The sequence below is a fragment of the Aeromicrobium duanguangcaii genome, assembly GCF_024508295.1.
GTDB lineage: Bacteria > Actinomycetota > Actinomycetes > Propionibacteriales > Nocardioidaceae > Aeromicrobium > Aeromicrobium duanguangcaii.
In genome coordinates, this window is sequence record NZ_CP101990.1 from 2,749,491 (window position 1) to 2,764,320 (window position 14,830).

Genomic DNA, 14,830 nt, shown 5'->3' on the forward strand with positions numbered 1-14,830 from the left:
TTCCTCGACAGCGAATCGGTCGGTTCCGTCAGGCAGGTGCTCCGGCTCGCCGACCCGGGAAGGGTCGATCTCACGGTTGCGGGTCAGCGCCGGATTCTCACCGGCTTCCCCTGACACTGCGGAAGGTGTGTGTGGTTGTGGCGAGCACGCTAGCACGTGCGGAAGACGTGCCCGGGCCGCCCGCGCGCCACGAGATCTCGGTCACGCAGCACCACCGAGATCTTGCTGCCCCGTGCCCGGCACGCCCGGTCGAACGCCTTGCGGCCGTTGTCGGTGTACTCGACCTCGATCACGCGTCGCCCGTACATCCGGGTGTACCGGCCGCACTCGCGGTACACCTCGCACTCCTCGGCGACGGCGAAGTCGAAGCCCAGCTTCCGGCCGTTCAGCCCGGCTGTGTTCTTCTGGGCGATCGCCAGTCGCTCGGCGTGCGCGGCGCGGACCAGGAGCCTGGCGTGGGCCCGGGCGTGCGAGCGTTTCAGCAGCTTCTTCGAGCGGGTCCACGAGTCGAGGTTGTCCGGCTCGACGGCGCGGAAACCGCGCTCGGCGCAGCCGGCGAACCACCGCCGGGCGATCCTGGCCGCAGCCGCGCGCTTCTTCGCCGTGCGCAGGTCCAGCAACACCTCACCGGGCCAGTCGCGGTCCCGCACGAGGCGGCCCTTGCCGTCGCGCAGCAGCAGTCCGGGGTGCTTCTTCCGCCACCACGACAGCCGGCCCGGCTGCGTCTGGAAGGCGTTCACGTAACAGACCGAGTAGACGCCGGAGGCCGGTTTCGCGGTGCGATCGCGGACCACGATGTCAACGCTCGCGGCCGGGCGGTAGGCCCCGCCGAGCTGGTAGTCGGCCGTTCCTCCCGCCGGGGGCAGCGCGATCGGCGTGACCGCGGTGACCACGGCCAGCACCAGCGAGACCACGAACGTCATGCCTCAGGAGTACCACTCTTCACCGTGTCGTGGTGGGCGTCCGCTACTAGCCTGTGGCCATGAGTCTCGGTGAGGAACTTCGACGGTCGATCGACGGCAAGTGGCGCCACGTGCGCGAGCAGAGCCGGGTGGAGCTGGCGGCGCTGGACCTGGCGTACGACCACTCCCTGAGCCTGGACGAGGCTCGCGAGCGGGTGCTCGACCAGATGAAGCAGCTCGTGCCCACGGGCATCCCCGCGGCCGGTTTCCGCACCGAGAACGGCGGCACCGGCGACCCGGGCATGGCCGTCACCGGCATCGAGATGCTGGCCCAGTTCGACCTGTCGCTCATGGTCAAGGCCGGCGTCCAGTGGGGCCTGTTCGGCGGGGCGATCGAGAACCTCGGCACCGAGCGCCACCACGAGGCGTACATCCCGGCGCTCATCAACCTCGACCTGCTGGGCTGCTTCGCGATGACCGAGACCGGCCACGGCAGCGACGTCCAGAGCCTCGAGACCACGGCCACCTACGACCCGGCGACGCGGGAGTTCGTGATCCACTCCCCCACGCCGTCGGCCCGCAAGGACTACATCGGCGGCGCGGCCAAGCACGCCCGGGTCGCCGCGGTGTTCGCCCGCCTGATCACCCTCGGCGAGGACCACGGCGTGCACTGCTTCGTGGTGCCGATCCGCGACGAGGCCGGCGACGACCTGCCCGGCGTCACGACCAGCGACTGCGGATACAAGGGCGGGCTCGGCGGCGTCGACAACGGCCGCATCATGTTCGACCAGGTCCGCATCCCCCGCGACAACCTGCTGAACCGCTACGGCAACGTCGACGAGGGCGGCGTCTACTCCTCGCCCATCGAGAGCGGCAACGCGCGCTTCTTCACGATGATCGGCACGCTGATCCGTGGCCGCGTCAGCGTCGGCGGGTCGGCCCGCGCCGCCGCCGAGGTGGCCCTCAGCATCGCCGGCCGCTACGCCCTGGAGCGCCGTCAGTTCGAGGGCGTCCCCGGTGAGGAGACGGTGCTGATGGACTACCGGATGCACCAGCGCCGGCTGCTGCCGCTGATCGCCGAGGCGTACGCCTTCCGGTTCGCGCACAACCAGCTCGTCGCGCGCATGAACCGACTGCAGACCGAGGCCGACCCCGACGCACACGCCCAGCGCGAGCTCGAGGGACGCGCCGCCGGCCTGAAGGCCGCGCAGACCTCGTTCGCGAGCCGGGCCATCCAGGAGTGCCGCGAGGCGTGCGGCGGCGCCGGCTACCTGGCCGAGAACCGGCTCACGACCCTGCGCGCCGACAGCGACGTCTTCACGACGTTCGAGGGCGACAACGTGGTGCTGCTGCAGCTCGTGGCCAAGGAGCTGCTCACCGCCTACGCCAAGGAGGTGAGCGGCCTCGACCCCGTCGGCATGGTGCGGTTCGCCGCCAGCACGGTGGCCGAGACGGTCAAGGAGCGCACGGCCGCGAGCCAGCTGATCCAGCGCCTGATCGACGCCCGCTCGAACGACGACGAGCACAACCTGCTCGATCGCGGCACCCAGCTGAACCTGTTCGAGGATCGCGAGCAGCACGTCATCGAGACGGCCGCGCGCCGCCTGCGTCGTGCCGGCAAGGACCAGGGCGAAGCGTTCTCGGCGTTCAACGCCGCCCAGGACCACGTCGTGAAGATCGGCCAGGTGCACATCGACCGCATCGTGCTGGAGGCCTTCACCGCCGGCATCGCCCGCTGCGAGGACGACGAGGCGGCAGACCTGCTGCGCGACGTCTGCTCGCTCTACGCGCTGACCGTGATCGAGCGGGACAAGGCGTGGTTCATGGAGCACAACCGCATCAGCGACACCCGCGCCAAGGCCGTCACGACCGAGGTCAACGCGCTGCTGGATCGACTGCGGCCGCACACCTTGGCACTCATCGAAGGGCTCGGCGTTCCTCAGTCGAGCCTCGGCGCGACGATGCTCGACTGAGGCGTCCGAAGACGTCCGAACACGACCGTCCACTACGCCTGCGGGGGCGTCCGCACCGTGCCACAATGACGCCTGCACCATTCACTTTCGTCTCGGGGAGAAAAATGAACCGACGCTTCACCAAGGGCGCGCTGCTCGCTGCCGCCGCCATGACCATCTCGCTGGCCAGCCCGGTCGCCGCGCAGGCCGACGAGTCGTCGTCCGTGTCCGCCACGCTGGGCCAGCCGACCGCGGTCAGCTCCAACGCCGCGCCCTCCGGCCTCACCCGCAACCCGGCCGACACGCCGTCCGTGACCCGCCTGACCGTGAACGCGGGCGTCCTGACGTCCACGGGCAACACGTACGTTCCCGCCCGGATCGACTACAACGTCCCCTCCGGCTGGAGCTTCGGCCCGACGGCGCGCCTCTCGGCCAACCGCAAGGCCAAGGTCGAGACCCTGTACGACGGCAACTACGTCAAGATCCCCAGCGCCTGGGGCGCCGGCGTCTACCGGCTCGACACCATCACGTTCAAGTCCTACGACGCCAACCCGCGCGTCCACGTGGCCCCCAACGCGGTCAACTTCCGCGTCCGCCAGGGCCTGTACTCCGGCGGCGGCCTGCGCATCGTGCGCAAGGGCTCGAAGCTGACGTTCAAGGTCCAGAAGGTCCGCAGCTTCACCGGCACCAAGTACGTCCGCGTCAAGACGGCCACGGTGCAGGTCAAGAAGGGCAAGAAGTGGAAGAAGCTCAAGAACGTCAAGCTGAACAAGAAGGGCAACAAGAACTTCTCGATCAAGAAGAAGGGCAAGCGCAAGTACCGTCTGGTCATCAAGACGACCAACACGATCCAGGGCGCGAAGACGGGCGCCATCAAGATCTGATCTCGATCTGAGCCCGAGTCGAGGCGCCGGTCCACCTGCGGGTGGGCCGGCGCTTCGCCGTTCCCGGGGTCTCAGGCCCAGTCGCCGCGGCGCAACGGCGTGAGCAGCCGGTGGATCGTGGTCTGGTCCCCCGGGCTGATCTCGTCGAGACCGAAGTCCATGGCGACCAAGGCCGCGGTCGCGTCGTCCAGCACCTTCCGACCCGCGTCGGTCAGCGAGGCCAGCGCGCGTCGCCGGTCGCTCGGGTCGACGCGGCGATCGACGAGGCCGTCGGCGACGAGCCGGTCGATCACGTTGGTGACCGAGGTCGGGTGCACCATGAGGCGCTCGCCGATCTTGGACAACGGCAGGGATCCCGAGGAGCTGAACGACAGCAGTCGCAGCACCTCGTACCGCGCGAAGGTGATGCCGAACGGCTTCAGCGCCCCGTCGAGCCGGGCCAGCACGAGCTGGTGCACCCGCATGATCGACGTGGCCAGACGCATCGACGTGGCGTCGCCGATCCGGTCGTCCCACAGCTGCGCCGCACGCTCGATGGGGTCGAAGTCCAGTCCGGCCATGGCCCCACCGTAGCGAGCGGTCCGGATGCCGCCCACATTGTGGCCCACCGCACGTTCGTCCGGGAAGGAGATTAGCGTAGCCTTACCTAGTCATGCTCTTCACGAAAGGCACTCCCTTGCGTCTCGCACCTCTGCTGACCGCCGCGACTCTCGCGCTCAGCCTCGCCGCCTGCGGCTCTTCCTCCGATGACTCGAACGAGGCCTCGGGGGCTTCGGGCGAGAACTTCCCGGTCACGATCGAGCACGCGCTCGGCAAGACCGAGATCACGAGTGAGCCGAAGCGGGTCGCCACCGTCGCCTGGTCGAACCAGGACACCGCCCTGGCCCTGGGCGTCGTGCCGGTGGGCATGCCCAAGGCCACGTACGGCGACGACGACACCGACGGACTGCACCCGTGGGTCAAGGACAAGATCGACGAGCTCGACGGCGAGACGCCGGTCCTGTTCGACGAGACCGACGGCATCGACGCCGCGGCCGTCGCCCAGACCAGCCCCGACCTGATCCTCGCGCCCAACTCCGGCCTGACGAAGGAGGAGTACGAGACGCTCTCCAAGATCGCGCCGACCGTCGCCTACCCCGACGAGGCGTGGGGCACGACGTGGCGCGACGCCATCAAGCTGACCGGCCAGGCGCTCGGCAAGAGCGACCAGGCGACGACGCTGATCGCCGACCTCGAGCAGCAGATGGCCGACGCGGTCGCGAAGCACCCCGAGATCAAGGGCAAGTCCGCCGTCATGAGCTGGATCGACCCGACGGACCTGAGCAAGGTGGGCTACTACACCGCCTTCGACACCCGCGCGGCGTTCCTCAACGACCTCGGCTTCTCGACGCCGGACTTCGTCACGAAGGCCTCGCAGACGTCCGACCAGTTCTTCCTCGAGGTCAGCGCCGAGAAGGCCGACGAGCTCGGCGGCGCCGATGTCTTCGTGGGCTACGGCGACGCCGCCGCCCTCAAGAAGGCCCAGGCCGACTCGCTGGTCGGCAAGATCCCCGCCATCGAGCGTGGATCGGTCGCCCTGCTGAAGGACAACACCCCGCTGGCCGCGGCCGTCTCGCCCTCGGCCCTCTCGATCCCGTGGATGCTCGACGACTACGTCGCGCTGCTCGCGGACGCCGCTGCGAAGGTGAAGTGACCGCAACGATCGAACCGACCGTGGGGGACGCCGCCAGGACGCGGCGTCCCCCGTGGTGGTTGCTGGTCAGCCTGATCGCGCTGGCGGTGGCCGTCTTCCTCTCGGTCGCGTTCGGTGCGCGGGTGGTCAGCCTCGGCGAGGTCTGGACCGCCCTGACGACCGACTCCGACGACGTCACGTCGGCCGCCGTCCGCTCGCGGGTCCCGCGCACCATCCTCGCGATCGTGGTCGGGGCGGCACTGGCCGTGGCCGGCGCCGTGCTGCAGGCGGTCACCCGCAACCCCCTGGCCGATCCGTTCATCCTGGGGATCAACTCGGGCGCCTCGCTGCTCGTCGTGATCGCCATCGCCTTCTTCGGGGCGGCCACCATGCCGCTCTACATCGTCTTCGCGCTGGCCGGCGCCGCACTCGCCGCCGTCTTCGTCTACTCGGTGGGCTCTCTGGGCATCGGCGGACCGACGCCACTGAAGCTCGCGCTCGCCGGCGCCATCACCACCGCCGCCTTCACGTCCCTCTCGAGCGCCATCTTGCTGCCGCGCATCGACGTCATGCGGGTGTTCCGCTTCTGGCAGGTCGGCAGCGTGGGCCGGGCCGAGAACCACGACACCCTGATGGTCCTGCCGATCCTGCTCGTGGGCGCCGCCGTGTGCCTGCTCGCCGCCCGCTCACTCAACATCCTCGCCCTCGGCGACGAGGCGGCTGCCGGGCTCGGCGTCCACGTCACCCGCACCCGCATCGGCGCCGCCGCCGGCGCGATCATCCTGTGCGGTGGCGCGACCGCCCTGGCCGGCCCGATCGGCTTCATCGGCCTGATCGTGCCCCACCTGGTGCGCCAGCTCGTCGGTGCCGACCACCGCTGGCTGCTGCCGGTCTGCGCCGTCGCCGGCGCCACCCTGCTCACCCTCGCCGACGTCGCCGGACGTGTGCTGGGCCGCCCCGACGAGATCGACGTCGGCGTCGTGACGGCCCTGATCGGCGGCCCCGTCTTCCTGTGGGTCGTCCTGCGTCGCCCGGGAGCCCGGGCATGACCGCCAACCGCGCCTCGAGCGCCACCGTCCGCGCCGTCCGCATGCACGGCGCACGCCGCGCCCGTGCCGCGATCGGCACCCTGGCGGTACTGCTGGGCGCCCTCTTCATCGCCGCGCTGTCGCTGGGAGATCCGGTCTACCCGCTGGGCGACGTGTGGAAGGTGCTGACCGGACAGTTCGTCCCGGGTGCGTCCTTCATCGTCGGCGAGCTGCGCCTGCCCCGGGCCGCGCTGGCCGTCGTCGCCGGCGCCTGCTTCGGCCTGGCGGGCGTCACCTTCCAGACCATGCTGCGCAACCCGTTGGCCAGCCCCGACATCATCGGCATCACGAACGGCGCCAACGCCGCCGCCCTGTTCGCGATCGTCGTCCTGGGCCTGAGCGGCCCGGCCGTCTCACTCGGCGCCGTGGTCGCGGCCGTGGCGACCGCCGCGGTCATCTACGCGCTCGCGGCCAGCGGCGCGGCTGTCGGTGCTCGACTGATCCTCGTGGGCATCGGCATCGCGGCGATGCTCAACAGCGCCACCGCCTACCTGCTGGTCTACGCGAACGAGTGGGACCTGAGTCGTGCGATGCGCTGGCTCAACGGCAGCCTCAACCTGGCCGACTGGGGCACCGTGGCCCTGGTCGCGGTGCCGTTCGTCGTATTGACCCCGATCCTGCTGCTGCTCGGTCGGCGGCTGATGCTGCTGCGCCTGGGCGAGGACCTCGCCGCCGGACTGGGCGTGCCGGTCGAGACCACCCGCCGGCTGCTGGTCCTGGTCGCCGTGGCCCTGGCCGCGTTCGCGACGGCCGCGACCGGCCCGATCCTGTTCGTCGCGTTCATGGCCGGACCGATCGCGACACGACTCGTCGGCCACCGGGGCTCCCTCATGGCGCCGTCGGCCCTGGTCGGGGCGGCCCTCGTCCTGGCCGCCGACCTGATCGGCCAGTTCGCCTTCGACGCGCGCTATCCCGTCGGCGTCATCACCGGTGCGCTCGGCGCGCCGTTCCTGATCTACCTGCTCATCCGCACCCAGCGCACGGGAGGCTCCCTGTGACCACCACCTTGACGACCGAGGACCTGACGCTGGCGTACGGCGACCGCACGATCGTCTCCGATCTGAGCCTGGCGCTGCCGGCCGGACGCATCACGACGATCGTCGGCGCCAACGCGTGCGGCAAGTCGACCCTGCTGCGCGGGATGGCGCGGCTGCTGAAGCCCGAGCACGGCCGCGTCCTGCTCGACGGGGAGGACATCCACACGATGGCGACCAAGGAGGTCGCCCGCCATCTGGGCCTGCTCCCCCAGTCGCCGATCGCCCCCGAGGGCATCACGGTGACCGAGCTCGTGGCCCAGGGCCGTCACCCGCACCGTCGCACCTTCGCGCGCTGGACAGCCGCCGAGGACGAGATCGTCGCCGACGCCCTCGAGGCCACGGGCGTGCTCGACCTGGCCGACCGGCTCGTCGACGAGCTCTCCGGCGGCCAGCGTCAGCGCGTCTGGATCGCGCTCGCTCTCGCCCAGCAGACCGAGGTGCTGCTGCTGGACGAGCCGACGACGTTCCTCGACGTCTGCCACCAGGTCGAGGTGCTGGACCTGCTGACCGACCTCAACCGCACGCGCGGCACGACGATCGCCATGGTGCTGCACGACCTCAACCTCGCCGCGCGCTACGCCGACCATCTCGTCGCCGTGCGCGACGGCGAGGTCCACGCCCAGGGCACCGCCGAGGAGGTCCTCACCGAAGAGACGGTCAAGATCGTCTTCGGCCTCGACGCCCGCGTCGTCCAGGACCCCACCAGCGGCCGTCCCATGGTGCTGCCGCTGGGGCGCCACCACGTGCGCGCCTGAGACGACGATTCCCCGGTCACGTGGTTCGACCACGCGACCGGGGAATCCGTCAACCGCTCAGCGCAACCGGACCGTCACGCCCTTCGCGCTGGCCTTGAACAGGCTCGAGCCGGCGTAGCGGGCCGTCACCGAGCGCTTGCCCTTGGCGGCCTTGATGGTGATCGTGGCCTTGCCGTTCTTGAGCTTGACCACGCGGGTCTTCGACCCGACCTTGACCCGGACGGTGCCGGTGGGCTTACCCGCGCCGGACTTCACCGTGACCGAGACGCGGACCTTGCCCTGGCCGAGCGCCTTGGCCTTGACCGTCGTCCGCGACGTCGCCTTGGCGACCTTGACCGTGGCCACCGCCGAGGTCGACCCGAGGAAGCCCGAGCCGGACGGGACGAAGCGCGCGGTCAGCCGGCGCGTGCCGGGCTTGAGGCCCGAGACCTTCACCGTGGCGGTGCCGTTCGCCGCGATCGACCGGGTGCCGAGGACCTTGGAGCCCTCACGCACCTGGACCGTGCCGCGGGGCTTCTCCGTGCCGGACGCCTTGACCGTGACCGAGGCGTTGAACGCCTTGCCGTAGGTCGCCTTCGCCGGGACCCGCAGCGTCGTCGTGGTCGCGACCTCGGGATCGGGCGCATCCACGCCCTCACCTTCGGGCGCCGCCCAGAACAAGGCCCGAGCCGCCTGGCTCTGACCACCCTTGGTGTGGGTGCGGTAGACGGGCGCCGTGCCGAACACGAACGCCTTGGCGCCGGACGGAGCCGACGCCGAGACGGCGGCTGCCTGACCCGCGGCGTTCAGCGGGCCGTTGGACCCGTTCGTGTCGCGCCAATGGCCCGACAGCAGCGGGTTGCCGGTGGCGTACCGCTGCTCGACCTTGACCGACTCCGGCAGACCCGTGAACCACGTGGCCGGGTAGACGAAGGCGAACTTCTGCGCGTACGGCGCCAGGACACCCGCGGCGGCGGTGTCGATCGTGACGATGCCGTTGCCCGACGTGTTGCCGGTGACCGCGGTGCCGTCGGCGATGAGGCCGAACGTCTTCGCCGTGTTGAAGGCACCTGCCGCGCGGCCGACGATGCTGCCGCCCGCGTCGACGAACGCCTGCACCGCAGCGCGGCCGACGGCCTGACTGTCGTTGAAGCTCAGCGCCGAGCCCAGCCACAGCACGTCGATGCCGTTGAGGAGCTCCGGGGTCGCCGTGATCGTCGCAGCGGTGACGACCTGGAGATCGTCGAAGCCCAGCTGGGTCAGCGAGAGCAGGTCGTCCTGGTTGCCGGTGTACGCGATCTTCAGGTCCTTCAGCCCTCGCGCGGTCCCGGCGGAGAGCTGAGCGATCTCGGCGGCCGTCGCCCGGTCGACATCGACGTCGAGATCCTTCGCGGCGTCCTCGAGCGCGTCGCGCGCCTCGTCGGCCGCGACGATCGCGGAGCCGTCAGCCAGCACCGACACCGCGACGCCGTCCTCGAGCAGCGTGTTCAGGGTGCGGAAGTCGTTGACCCCGGCCAGCTCGAACGTGAGGTACGAGCCACCGGACGCGACCTTCCCGTCGGCGTTGCCGCTGACGACCTTGGTGCTGGCCGGCAGCGAGCCCTCACCGGTCGTGCCCACGGCGTCGACGTCGACGCCCCACAGATGGCCCCAACTCCAGGCCGACACGTCGTACATGCTGAGGATGCCGGGCTTGTTCGAGATGTCCGATCCCGGCGCCAGCAACGCGTGCGCCAGGTTGCGATTCGGCTGGCTCATGTCGATCACGTAGGAACCGGCCGGATAGGACGTGCCGTCCAGCGTCGCGGCGGCGTCGAGACGCCGGACCCCGATGTTGTGCATCAACAGGCTCGACACGAGGCTGCGGGCGTCGGAGATCGAGCGCTGGCCGTCACCGACCGGGATGACGAACGCGCGCGGGTACTTCACGGGCGTCTGGTCGTCGGAGTCGTTCCACAGCGGCTTCCACTCGGCCGGCCCGGGGACCGCGTCGATGTTCGCCTGCGTGAGCGCGACCCGCTCGGCGCCGGCGTTCGCGCGCCGGAAGAACTCCACCTGGTCGGCGAGCATCGCGTCGTCGTTGTCGGCCACGTAGTCGACGATGCTCTTCATCGTCTGCTTGGCGACGGCCACGTTGATCGTGGCGCTCGCGGGCGTCTGGGAGCTGCCGTTCGGGCGGCTCTTCGGCAGCTCGACCGTGTTGCTGACCGCGCCCGCGAAGGCGGCGTACTGCGCCGTGAAGATCGGCGGGAAGTCGTCCCAGCCCGTGGGGGTGTCGCGGTAGGGGATCTTGATGTGGGACGTGTCCTCGCTGGTGTTCTGGCTCACGACCTGGCCGGTCTTCACGTTGTAGTACGTGTTGCCGGGGATCGCGGCGTCCACCACGTCGCGCTCGACCTTCAGCGCCGCGGAGTACGCGTGCGGGATGAACAGGTCGTACTCGTAGTCGTCACCGTGCGGCGGGCCGCAGGGCTCGATCTGCAGGACGCTCGTGTAGCCGTGGAAGTCGGCCGCGTAGAGCGCCTGCACGGCGTGCGCGGTGCGCACGAACGACGTCGACTCCGGCGTCGTGTTGGTGATCATGTCACGGTTGGCGTCGAGGTTGAGCGCCGTGGGCCGCTGGCCGATCGTGCGGCCGTCGGGGTTCAGCACGACGCTGAAGTACATGCGGTGGCCACGCAGCAGCGACTTCACCTCGTTCCACGGCGCGGTGGCGAGCTCCTCGATGTAGTCCAGGGAGGCGTCGGTGCCCTCCCACTCGTTGCCGTGGATGTTCGAGCTGATCCAGATCGGCGTCTTGTAGCCCTTCTTCAGGGCATCGTTCGTCTTCGCCGCCTCGGGGTTCTGACGGATCTGCTTGCGCCACGCCGTCTGCTCTGCCGTCTGGTCCTCGTCCTCGGGGGCCGTCACCGTGACCAGGTACAGCTGCCGCCCCTGCGTGGACTCGCCGACGATCTGCGTCGACACGCGGTCGGACTTGCGCATGACGGCCTGCAGCCGCGGAGCGATGTCGTCGTAGCCGATCAGGTTGCCGGTGTCGGCCGCGTCGGGGGTGGCGTCGGGGTAGACCTTCAACTTCGGCTGCACCGGGTACGAGGACGGCATCGACAACGCGCCGTCGGGCGCGTCCTCGGCCGCTGCGGCACGGGCCGCCTTCGCGGTGAGGGAGCCGGTGTTCGTCGGCTCAGGAGCCGAGCGGACGACGGGCGGGGCGGGCTTCGGGTCTTGGGCGGTGGCCGGGTTCGACCACGCGACCGTGGCCACGAGCGAGACGCTCGCGGCCACGGTCATCAGGCGTGACGTGCGCACGGAGAGGTTCCCTTCGGGTACTCCGGCCACGAGCGCAGCCGGGACGATGACCCGATTGTGACCCGTGTTACGCCCGCGAGGGAAGAGAAGATTTCCGTCCAGGACGATTTGTCACCGGGAATTGACGCAGGAAACGCTCACGAAACCCGTGCGACGACGCGAGTCAGGAGCGGCGCGGGAACTGCGTGAAGTCCGGGGTGCGCTTCTCCTTGTAGGCGTCGCGCCCCTCCTGGGCCTCAGCCTGGCCGTAGAACAGCAGGTTCGCGTCGTGCGCCAGCTGCTGGATTCCGGCGTACCCGTCCTCGTGCGCGTGGAAGCTCATCTTCGACAGGCGCAGCGCCCACGGCGAGAGCGCGAGCATCTCGCGGCACCACTTCACCGTCTCGGCCTCGAGCTCGGCGAGCGGCACGACGGTGTTGACCAGACCCATGTCCAGGGCCTCCTGCGCGTCGTACTGGCGGCACAGGAACCAGATCTCCTTGGCCTTCTTCGGGCCCACGAGATCGGACAGGATGCTGGCGCCGTAGCCGCCGTCGAACGAGCCGACGCGGGGTCCGACCTGGCCGAAGCGCGCGTTGTCGGCCGCGATCGTCAGGTCGCAGACCAGGTGCAGGACGTGGCCGCCGCCGATGGCCCAACCGGCCACCATGGCGACGATCGGCTTGGGCGTGCGGCGGATCTGCACGTGCAGGTCGGTGACGTCGAAGCGACCCGTGGCACCCTCGTCGGACTTGTAGCCCGAGTCGCCGCGCACGCGCTGGTCGCCGCCGGAGCAGAAGGCCTTCTCGCCCTCGCCGGTCAGGATGATGGCGCCCACCGACTCGTCGTCGCGCGCGATCGACAGGGCACGCGAGATCTCCTGGATCGTCTGCGGGCGGAAGGCGTTGTGGACCTCGGGGCGACAGATCGTGATCTTGGCGATCCCGTCCTGCGTCGTCTCGTAACGGATGTCGGTCCAGTCGCCGGAGGCAGTCCACTCAGTCATGGTTTCCACCCTAGGCTGGGCGCCGATGCACGATGACCTCGGCTTCCACGTCGCCCTGTCCCAGCCGGTGCGGCGCGTCGTCAGCCTCGTCCCGTCCCTGACCGGGGCGATCGCCGCGACCCGCCCGGGGTCGCTCGTCGGCGCGACCGACTGGTGCACCCACCCGGCCGGTCTCGAGGTCGCCCGCGTGCGCGGGACCAAGAACCCCGACCGCTCCGCGATCCTCGCGCTCTCCCCCGACGTGGTGATCGCGAACAAGGAGGAGAACCGCGAGCTGGACGTGCGCCGGCTGCGCGAGGCGGGCGTCCCGGTCTGGGTGACGGACATCGAGACGCTCGACCGGGCCTTCTCCTCGATGCGGCGCCTGTTCGACGAGGCCCTGGGCTGGGGCGTGCCCGCCTGGCTGGTCGAGGCGGAGCGCCGCTGGGCCGAGCCCGTCCGAGAGAGCGGACGACGCGTGGCGGTCGCGATCTGGCGGGACCCGTGGATGGTCGTCGGACGCGACACCTTCACCGGAGACCTGCTGGGCCGGCTCGGCGTGGTGCACGCGTTCGCGGACGCCTCGGACCGGTACCCCCACATCGACCTCGCCGACCTGGACGCGGGCGATCTGGATCTGGTCCTGCTGCCCGACGAGCCCTACGTGTTCACGGCCGGCGACGGGCCCGAGGCGTTCGCGCGCGTGCCGACCGCCTTGTGCAGCGGCCGCGCCCTCACCTGGTACGGGCCGTCGCTGCTGACCGCGCGCGACGACCTCGCCGCCGCGCTGGCCTGATCAGGACCAGCTGATCAGGAGCGGGGCTCGTCGATCTCGTCGATCGTCTGCTGGGCCGCGGCCTTGCGGACCTGGGCCTTCTTCGAGATCGACTTGCGGCTCGCGCGCGCGGCCTTCTTCGCCGGGACCGACTCGATGTCGGTGCCCGAGACGATCTTCGGCTCGTTGGCGATGACGTACGGGGTCTCGCCGACGATCGCGTTGTGGCTGCGCCACAGCAGGTACTTCAGCGACAGGTTCGTCATGGTCGCGAAGCGGTTGCGGTTGCCCAGCAGCAGCGCGACGTGGACGGTGACCCAGATGAACCAGGCCGGGAAGCCCTTCAGGCGCGGCAGGCCACGGACCTGGGCGATCGCCGAAGCGCGGCCGATCGTGGCCATCGTGCCCTTGTCGAAGTACTTGAACGGCTTCGGCATCCGGCCGTTGGAGACCTGCGCGTGGATGACCTTGGCGACGTGCTTGCCGGCCTGGATCGCCGGCTGGCCCAGCTGCGGCAGCGGCGAGTCGGGGTTGACCGAGATGTCGCCGATGGCGAAGACGCCCGGGATGCCGCGCACCTGCTGGTGCTCGTCGACCTCGATGCGGCCGCCGCGGCCCTGCGGCACGCCCCAGTCCTTGACGACGCCGTGCGCCGCGACGCCGGACGCCCAGACCACGATGCCGGCCGGGAGGAACTCCTGGTTGCCGTCGTTCTCGATGAGGACGCCGTCGCGGCGGACCTCCTTCACGGCGGTCTTGAGGCGCAGGTCGATGCCGCGCTTGATCAGTTCATTCTTGGCGTAGTCACGCAGGTTCGGGTGGAACGGAGCCAGCACGTGCTCGCCCATCTCGACCAGGGAGATGTGGATCCGGCGCTTGTCGAGCTCGGGGTAGGTCGTGGGCATGTCGAGGTTGCGCATCTCGGCGAGCGCGCCGGCGGTCTCGACGCCGGTCGCGCCACCACCGACGACGACGACGCGCAGATCGCGGTCCTGACCGTTGACCGCCGCGTTCTCGAGGTTGGCGAAGATCAGGTCGCGCAGCGCGAGCGCCTGCGAGCGGCGGTAGAGCGGCATCGCGAACTCCTCGGCACCGGGGATGCCGAAGTAGTTGGCCGTGACGCCGTTGGCCAGGACGAGGTAGTCGTACTTGACCGTGATGTTGCCCTCGAGGATGACCGCCTTGGAGTCGTGGTCGACCTGCGAGACGGTGCCCTTGAGGAAGCGCACGTTGTCCTGCTTGGCGCGCACGGCGCGCAGGAACCAGGTGATGTCACCGGGGTTCAGGCTGGCGGTCGCCACCTGGTAGAGCAGCGGCTGGAAGGTGTTGTAGGTGTGACGGTCGATCAGGGTGATGTCGACGTCGGTGCGCGCCAGCTTGCGCACCAGCGCGAGTCCCCCGAAGCCGCCTCCGACGACGACGACGTGCGGACGATAGGACGCGCGGACATGAGACATACCGCCCAGTCTATCGAGGGTTTTCGTGACTTCCACGCGGGGGAACAGGGGTATGA

The 14,830-nt window shown here is 70.1% G+C and carries 12 protein-coding genes and 1 riboswitch; of the genes, 7 read left to right on the forward strand and 5 right to left on the reverse strand.

What is annotated here, in order from left to right; all coding sequences use genetic code 11:
• Positions 1–14 precede the first annotated feature (14 nt).
• A riboswitch (cobalamin riboswitch) is annotated at positions 15–134 on the reverse strand.
• 15 nt (positions 135–149) lie between these two features.
• Positions 150–923: an endo alpha-1,4 polygalactosaminidase gene (locus NP095_RS13560; protein WP_232419164.1), complete on the reverse strand. Its 774-nt coding sequence runs from the start codon at positions 921–923 to the stop codon at positions 150–152.
• 59 nt (positions 924–982) lie between these two features.
• On the opposite strand from NP095_RS13560, the gene NP095_RS13565 reads away from it, so the two are divergent.
• Together NP095_RS13565 and NP095_RS13570 are read left to right on the forward strand one after the other, a co-directional pair.
• Positions 983–2,875, forward strand: coding sequence for an acyl-CoA dehydrogenase family protein (locus NP095_RS13565; protein ID WP_232419163.1), 1,893 nt, complete (start codon positions 983–985; stop codon positions 2,873–2,875).
• 104 nt (positions 2,876–2,979) lie between these two features.
• The gene (locus tag NP095_RS13570) at positions 2,980–3,738 is read left to right on the forward strand and encodes a hypothetical protein (RefSeq protein WP_232419162.1); all 759 of its coding nucleotides are present in this window, start codon (positions 2,980–2,982) and stop codon (positions 3,736–3,738) included.
• A 71-nt stretch (positions 3,739–3,809) separates the two neighbouring features.
• Here the strand turns inward: NP095_RS13570 and NP095_RS13575 are convergent, their stop codons facing one another.
• Entirely contained in the window at positions 3,810–4,298 is a 489-nt protein-coding gene (locus NP095_RS13575) for a MarR family winged helix-turn-helix transcriptional regulator (RefSeq protein WP_232419161.1), read from the reverse strand.
• Positions 4,299–4,390: 92 nt separating this feature from the next.
• On the opposite strand from NP095_RS13575, the gene NP095_RS13580 reads away from it, so the two are divergent.
• The 4 genes from NP095_RS13580 to NP095_RS13595 are packed head-to-tail and all read left to right on the forward strand — an operon-like array spanning position 4,391 to position 8,290.
• Positions 4,391–5,431: an iron-siderophore ABC transporter substrate-binding protein gene (locus NP095_RS13580; RefSeq protein WP_256766098.1), complete on the forward strand. Its 1,041-nt coding sequence runs from the start codon at positions 4,391–4,393 to the stop codon at positions 5,429–5,431.
• On the forward strand, positions 5,428–6,459 hold the full coding sequence (locus tag NP095_RS13585) for a FecCD family ABC transporter permease (protein ID WP_232419159.1): 1,032 nt from the start codon (positions 5,428–5,430) through the stop codon (positions 6,457–6,459). Before NP095_RS13580 ends, NP095_RS13585 begins: the two co-directional genes overlap by 4 nt.
• A complete protein-coding gene (locus NP095_RS13590; RefSeq protein ID WP_232419158.1) occupies positions 6,456–7,496 on the forward strand; it encodes a FecCD family ABC transporter permease in 1,041 nt (346 codons plus the stop codon). The genes NP095_RS13585 and NP095_RS13590 overlap by 4 nt, the downstream gene beginning before the upstream one ends.
• On the forward strand, positions 7,493–8,290 hold the full coding sequence (locus NP095_RS13595) for an ABC transporter ATP-binding protein (protein ID WP_232419157.1): 798 nt from the start codon (positions 7,493–7,495) through the stop codon (positions 8,288–8,290). The genes NP095_RS13590 and NP095_RS13595 overlap by 4 nt, the downstream gene beginning before the upstream one ends.
• A gap of 57 nt (positions 8,291–8,347) precedes the next feature.
• On the opposite strand, the gene NP095_RS13600 is transcribed toward NP095_RS13595, so the two are convergent.
• Together NP095_RS13600 and menB are read right to left on the reverse strand one after the other, a co-directional pair.
• A complete protein-coding gene (locus NP095_RS13600) occupies positions 8,348–11,578 on the reverse strand; it encodes a M14 family metallopeptidase (protein WP_232419156.1) in 3,231 nt (1,076 codons plus the stop codon).
• Positions 11,579–11,741: 163 nt separating this feature from the next.
• A complete protein-coding gene (gene menB / locus NP095_RS13605; RefSeq protein WP_154596456.1) occupies positions 11,742–12,563 on the reverse strand; it encodes a 1,4-dihydroxy-2-naphthoyl-CoA synthase in 822 nt (273 codons plus the stop codon).
• Positions 12,564–12,588: 25 nt separating this feature from the next.
• Between menB and NP095_RS13610 the strand changes: the two genes are divergently transcribed.
• Positions 12,589–13,338, forward strand: coding sequence for a helical backbone metal receptor (locus NP095_RS13610; RefSeq protein ID WP_232419155.1), 750 nt, complete (start codon positions 12,589–12,591; stop codon positions 13,336–13,338).
• A 14-nt stretch (positions 13,339–13,352) separates the two neighbouring features.
• Here NP095_RS13610 and NP095_RS13615 read toward each other — a convergent pair whose 3' ends face one another.
• Positions 13,353–14,774 carry an NAD(P)/FAD-dependent oxidoreductase gene (locus NP095_RS13615; RefSeq protein ID WP_232419154.1) on the reverse strand — a complete coding sequence of 474 codons (1,422 nt, stop codon included), beginning with the start codon at positions 14,772–14,774 and terminating at the stop codon, positions 13,353–13,355.
• Between the last annotated feature and the right edge of the window lie 56 nt (positions 14,775–14,830).

Excerpts from the sequence above, each read along its gene's own strand:
- NP095_RS13560 (WP_232419164.1), bottom strand. The coding sequence starts at position 923 with ATGACGTTCGTGGTCTCGCTGGTGCTGGCCGTGGTCACCGCGGTCACG.
- NP095_RS13565 (WP_232419163.1), top strand. The coding sequence starts at position 983 with ATGAGTCTCGGTGAGGAACTTCGACGGTCGATCGACGGCAAGTGGCGC.
- NP095_RS13570 (WP_232419162.1), top strand. The coding sequence starts at position 2,980 with ATGAACCGACGCTTCACCAAGGGCGCGCTGCTCGCTGCCGCCGCCATG.
- NP095_RS13575 (WP_232419161.1), bottom strand. The coding sequence starts at position 4,298 with ATGGCCGGACTGGACTTCGACCCCATCGAGCGTGCGGCGCAGCTGTGG.
- NP095_RS13580 (WP_256766098.1), top strand. The coding sequence starts at position 4,391 with ATGCTCTTCACGAAAGGCACTCCCTTGCGTCTCGCACCTCTGCTGACC.
- NP095_RS13590 (WP_232419158.1), top strand. The coding sequence starts at position 6,456 with ATGACCGCCAACCGCGCCTCGAGCGCCACCGTCCGCGCCGTCCGCATG.
- menB (WP_154596456.1), bottom strand. The coding sequence starts at position 12,563 with ATGACTGAGTGGACTGCCTCCGGCGACTGGACCGACATCCGTTACGAG.
- NP095_RS13610 (WP_232419155.1), top strand. The coding sequence starts at position 12,589 with ATGCACGATGACCTCGGCTTCCACGTCGCCCTGTCCCAGCCGGTGCGG.
- NP095_RS13615 (WP_232419154.1), bottom strand. The coding sequence starts at position 14,774 with ATGTCTCATGTCCGCGCGTCCTATCGTCCGCACGTCGTCGTCGTCGGA.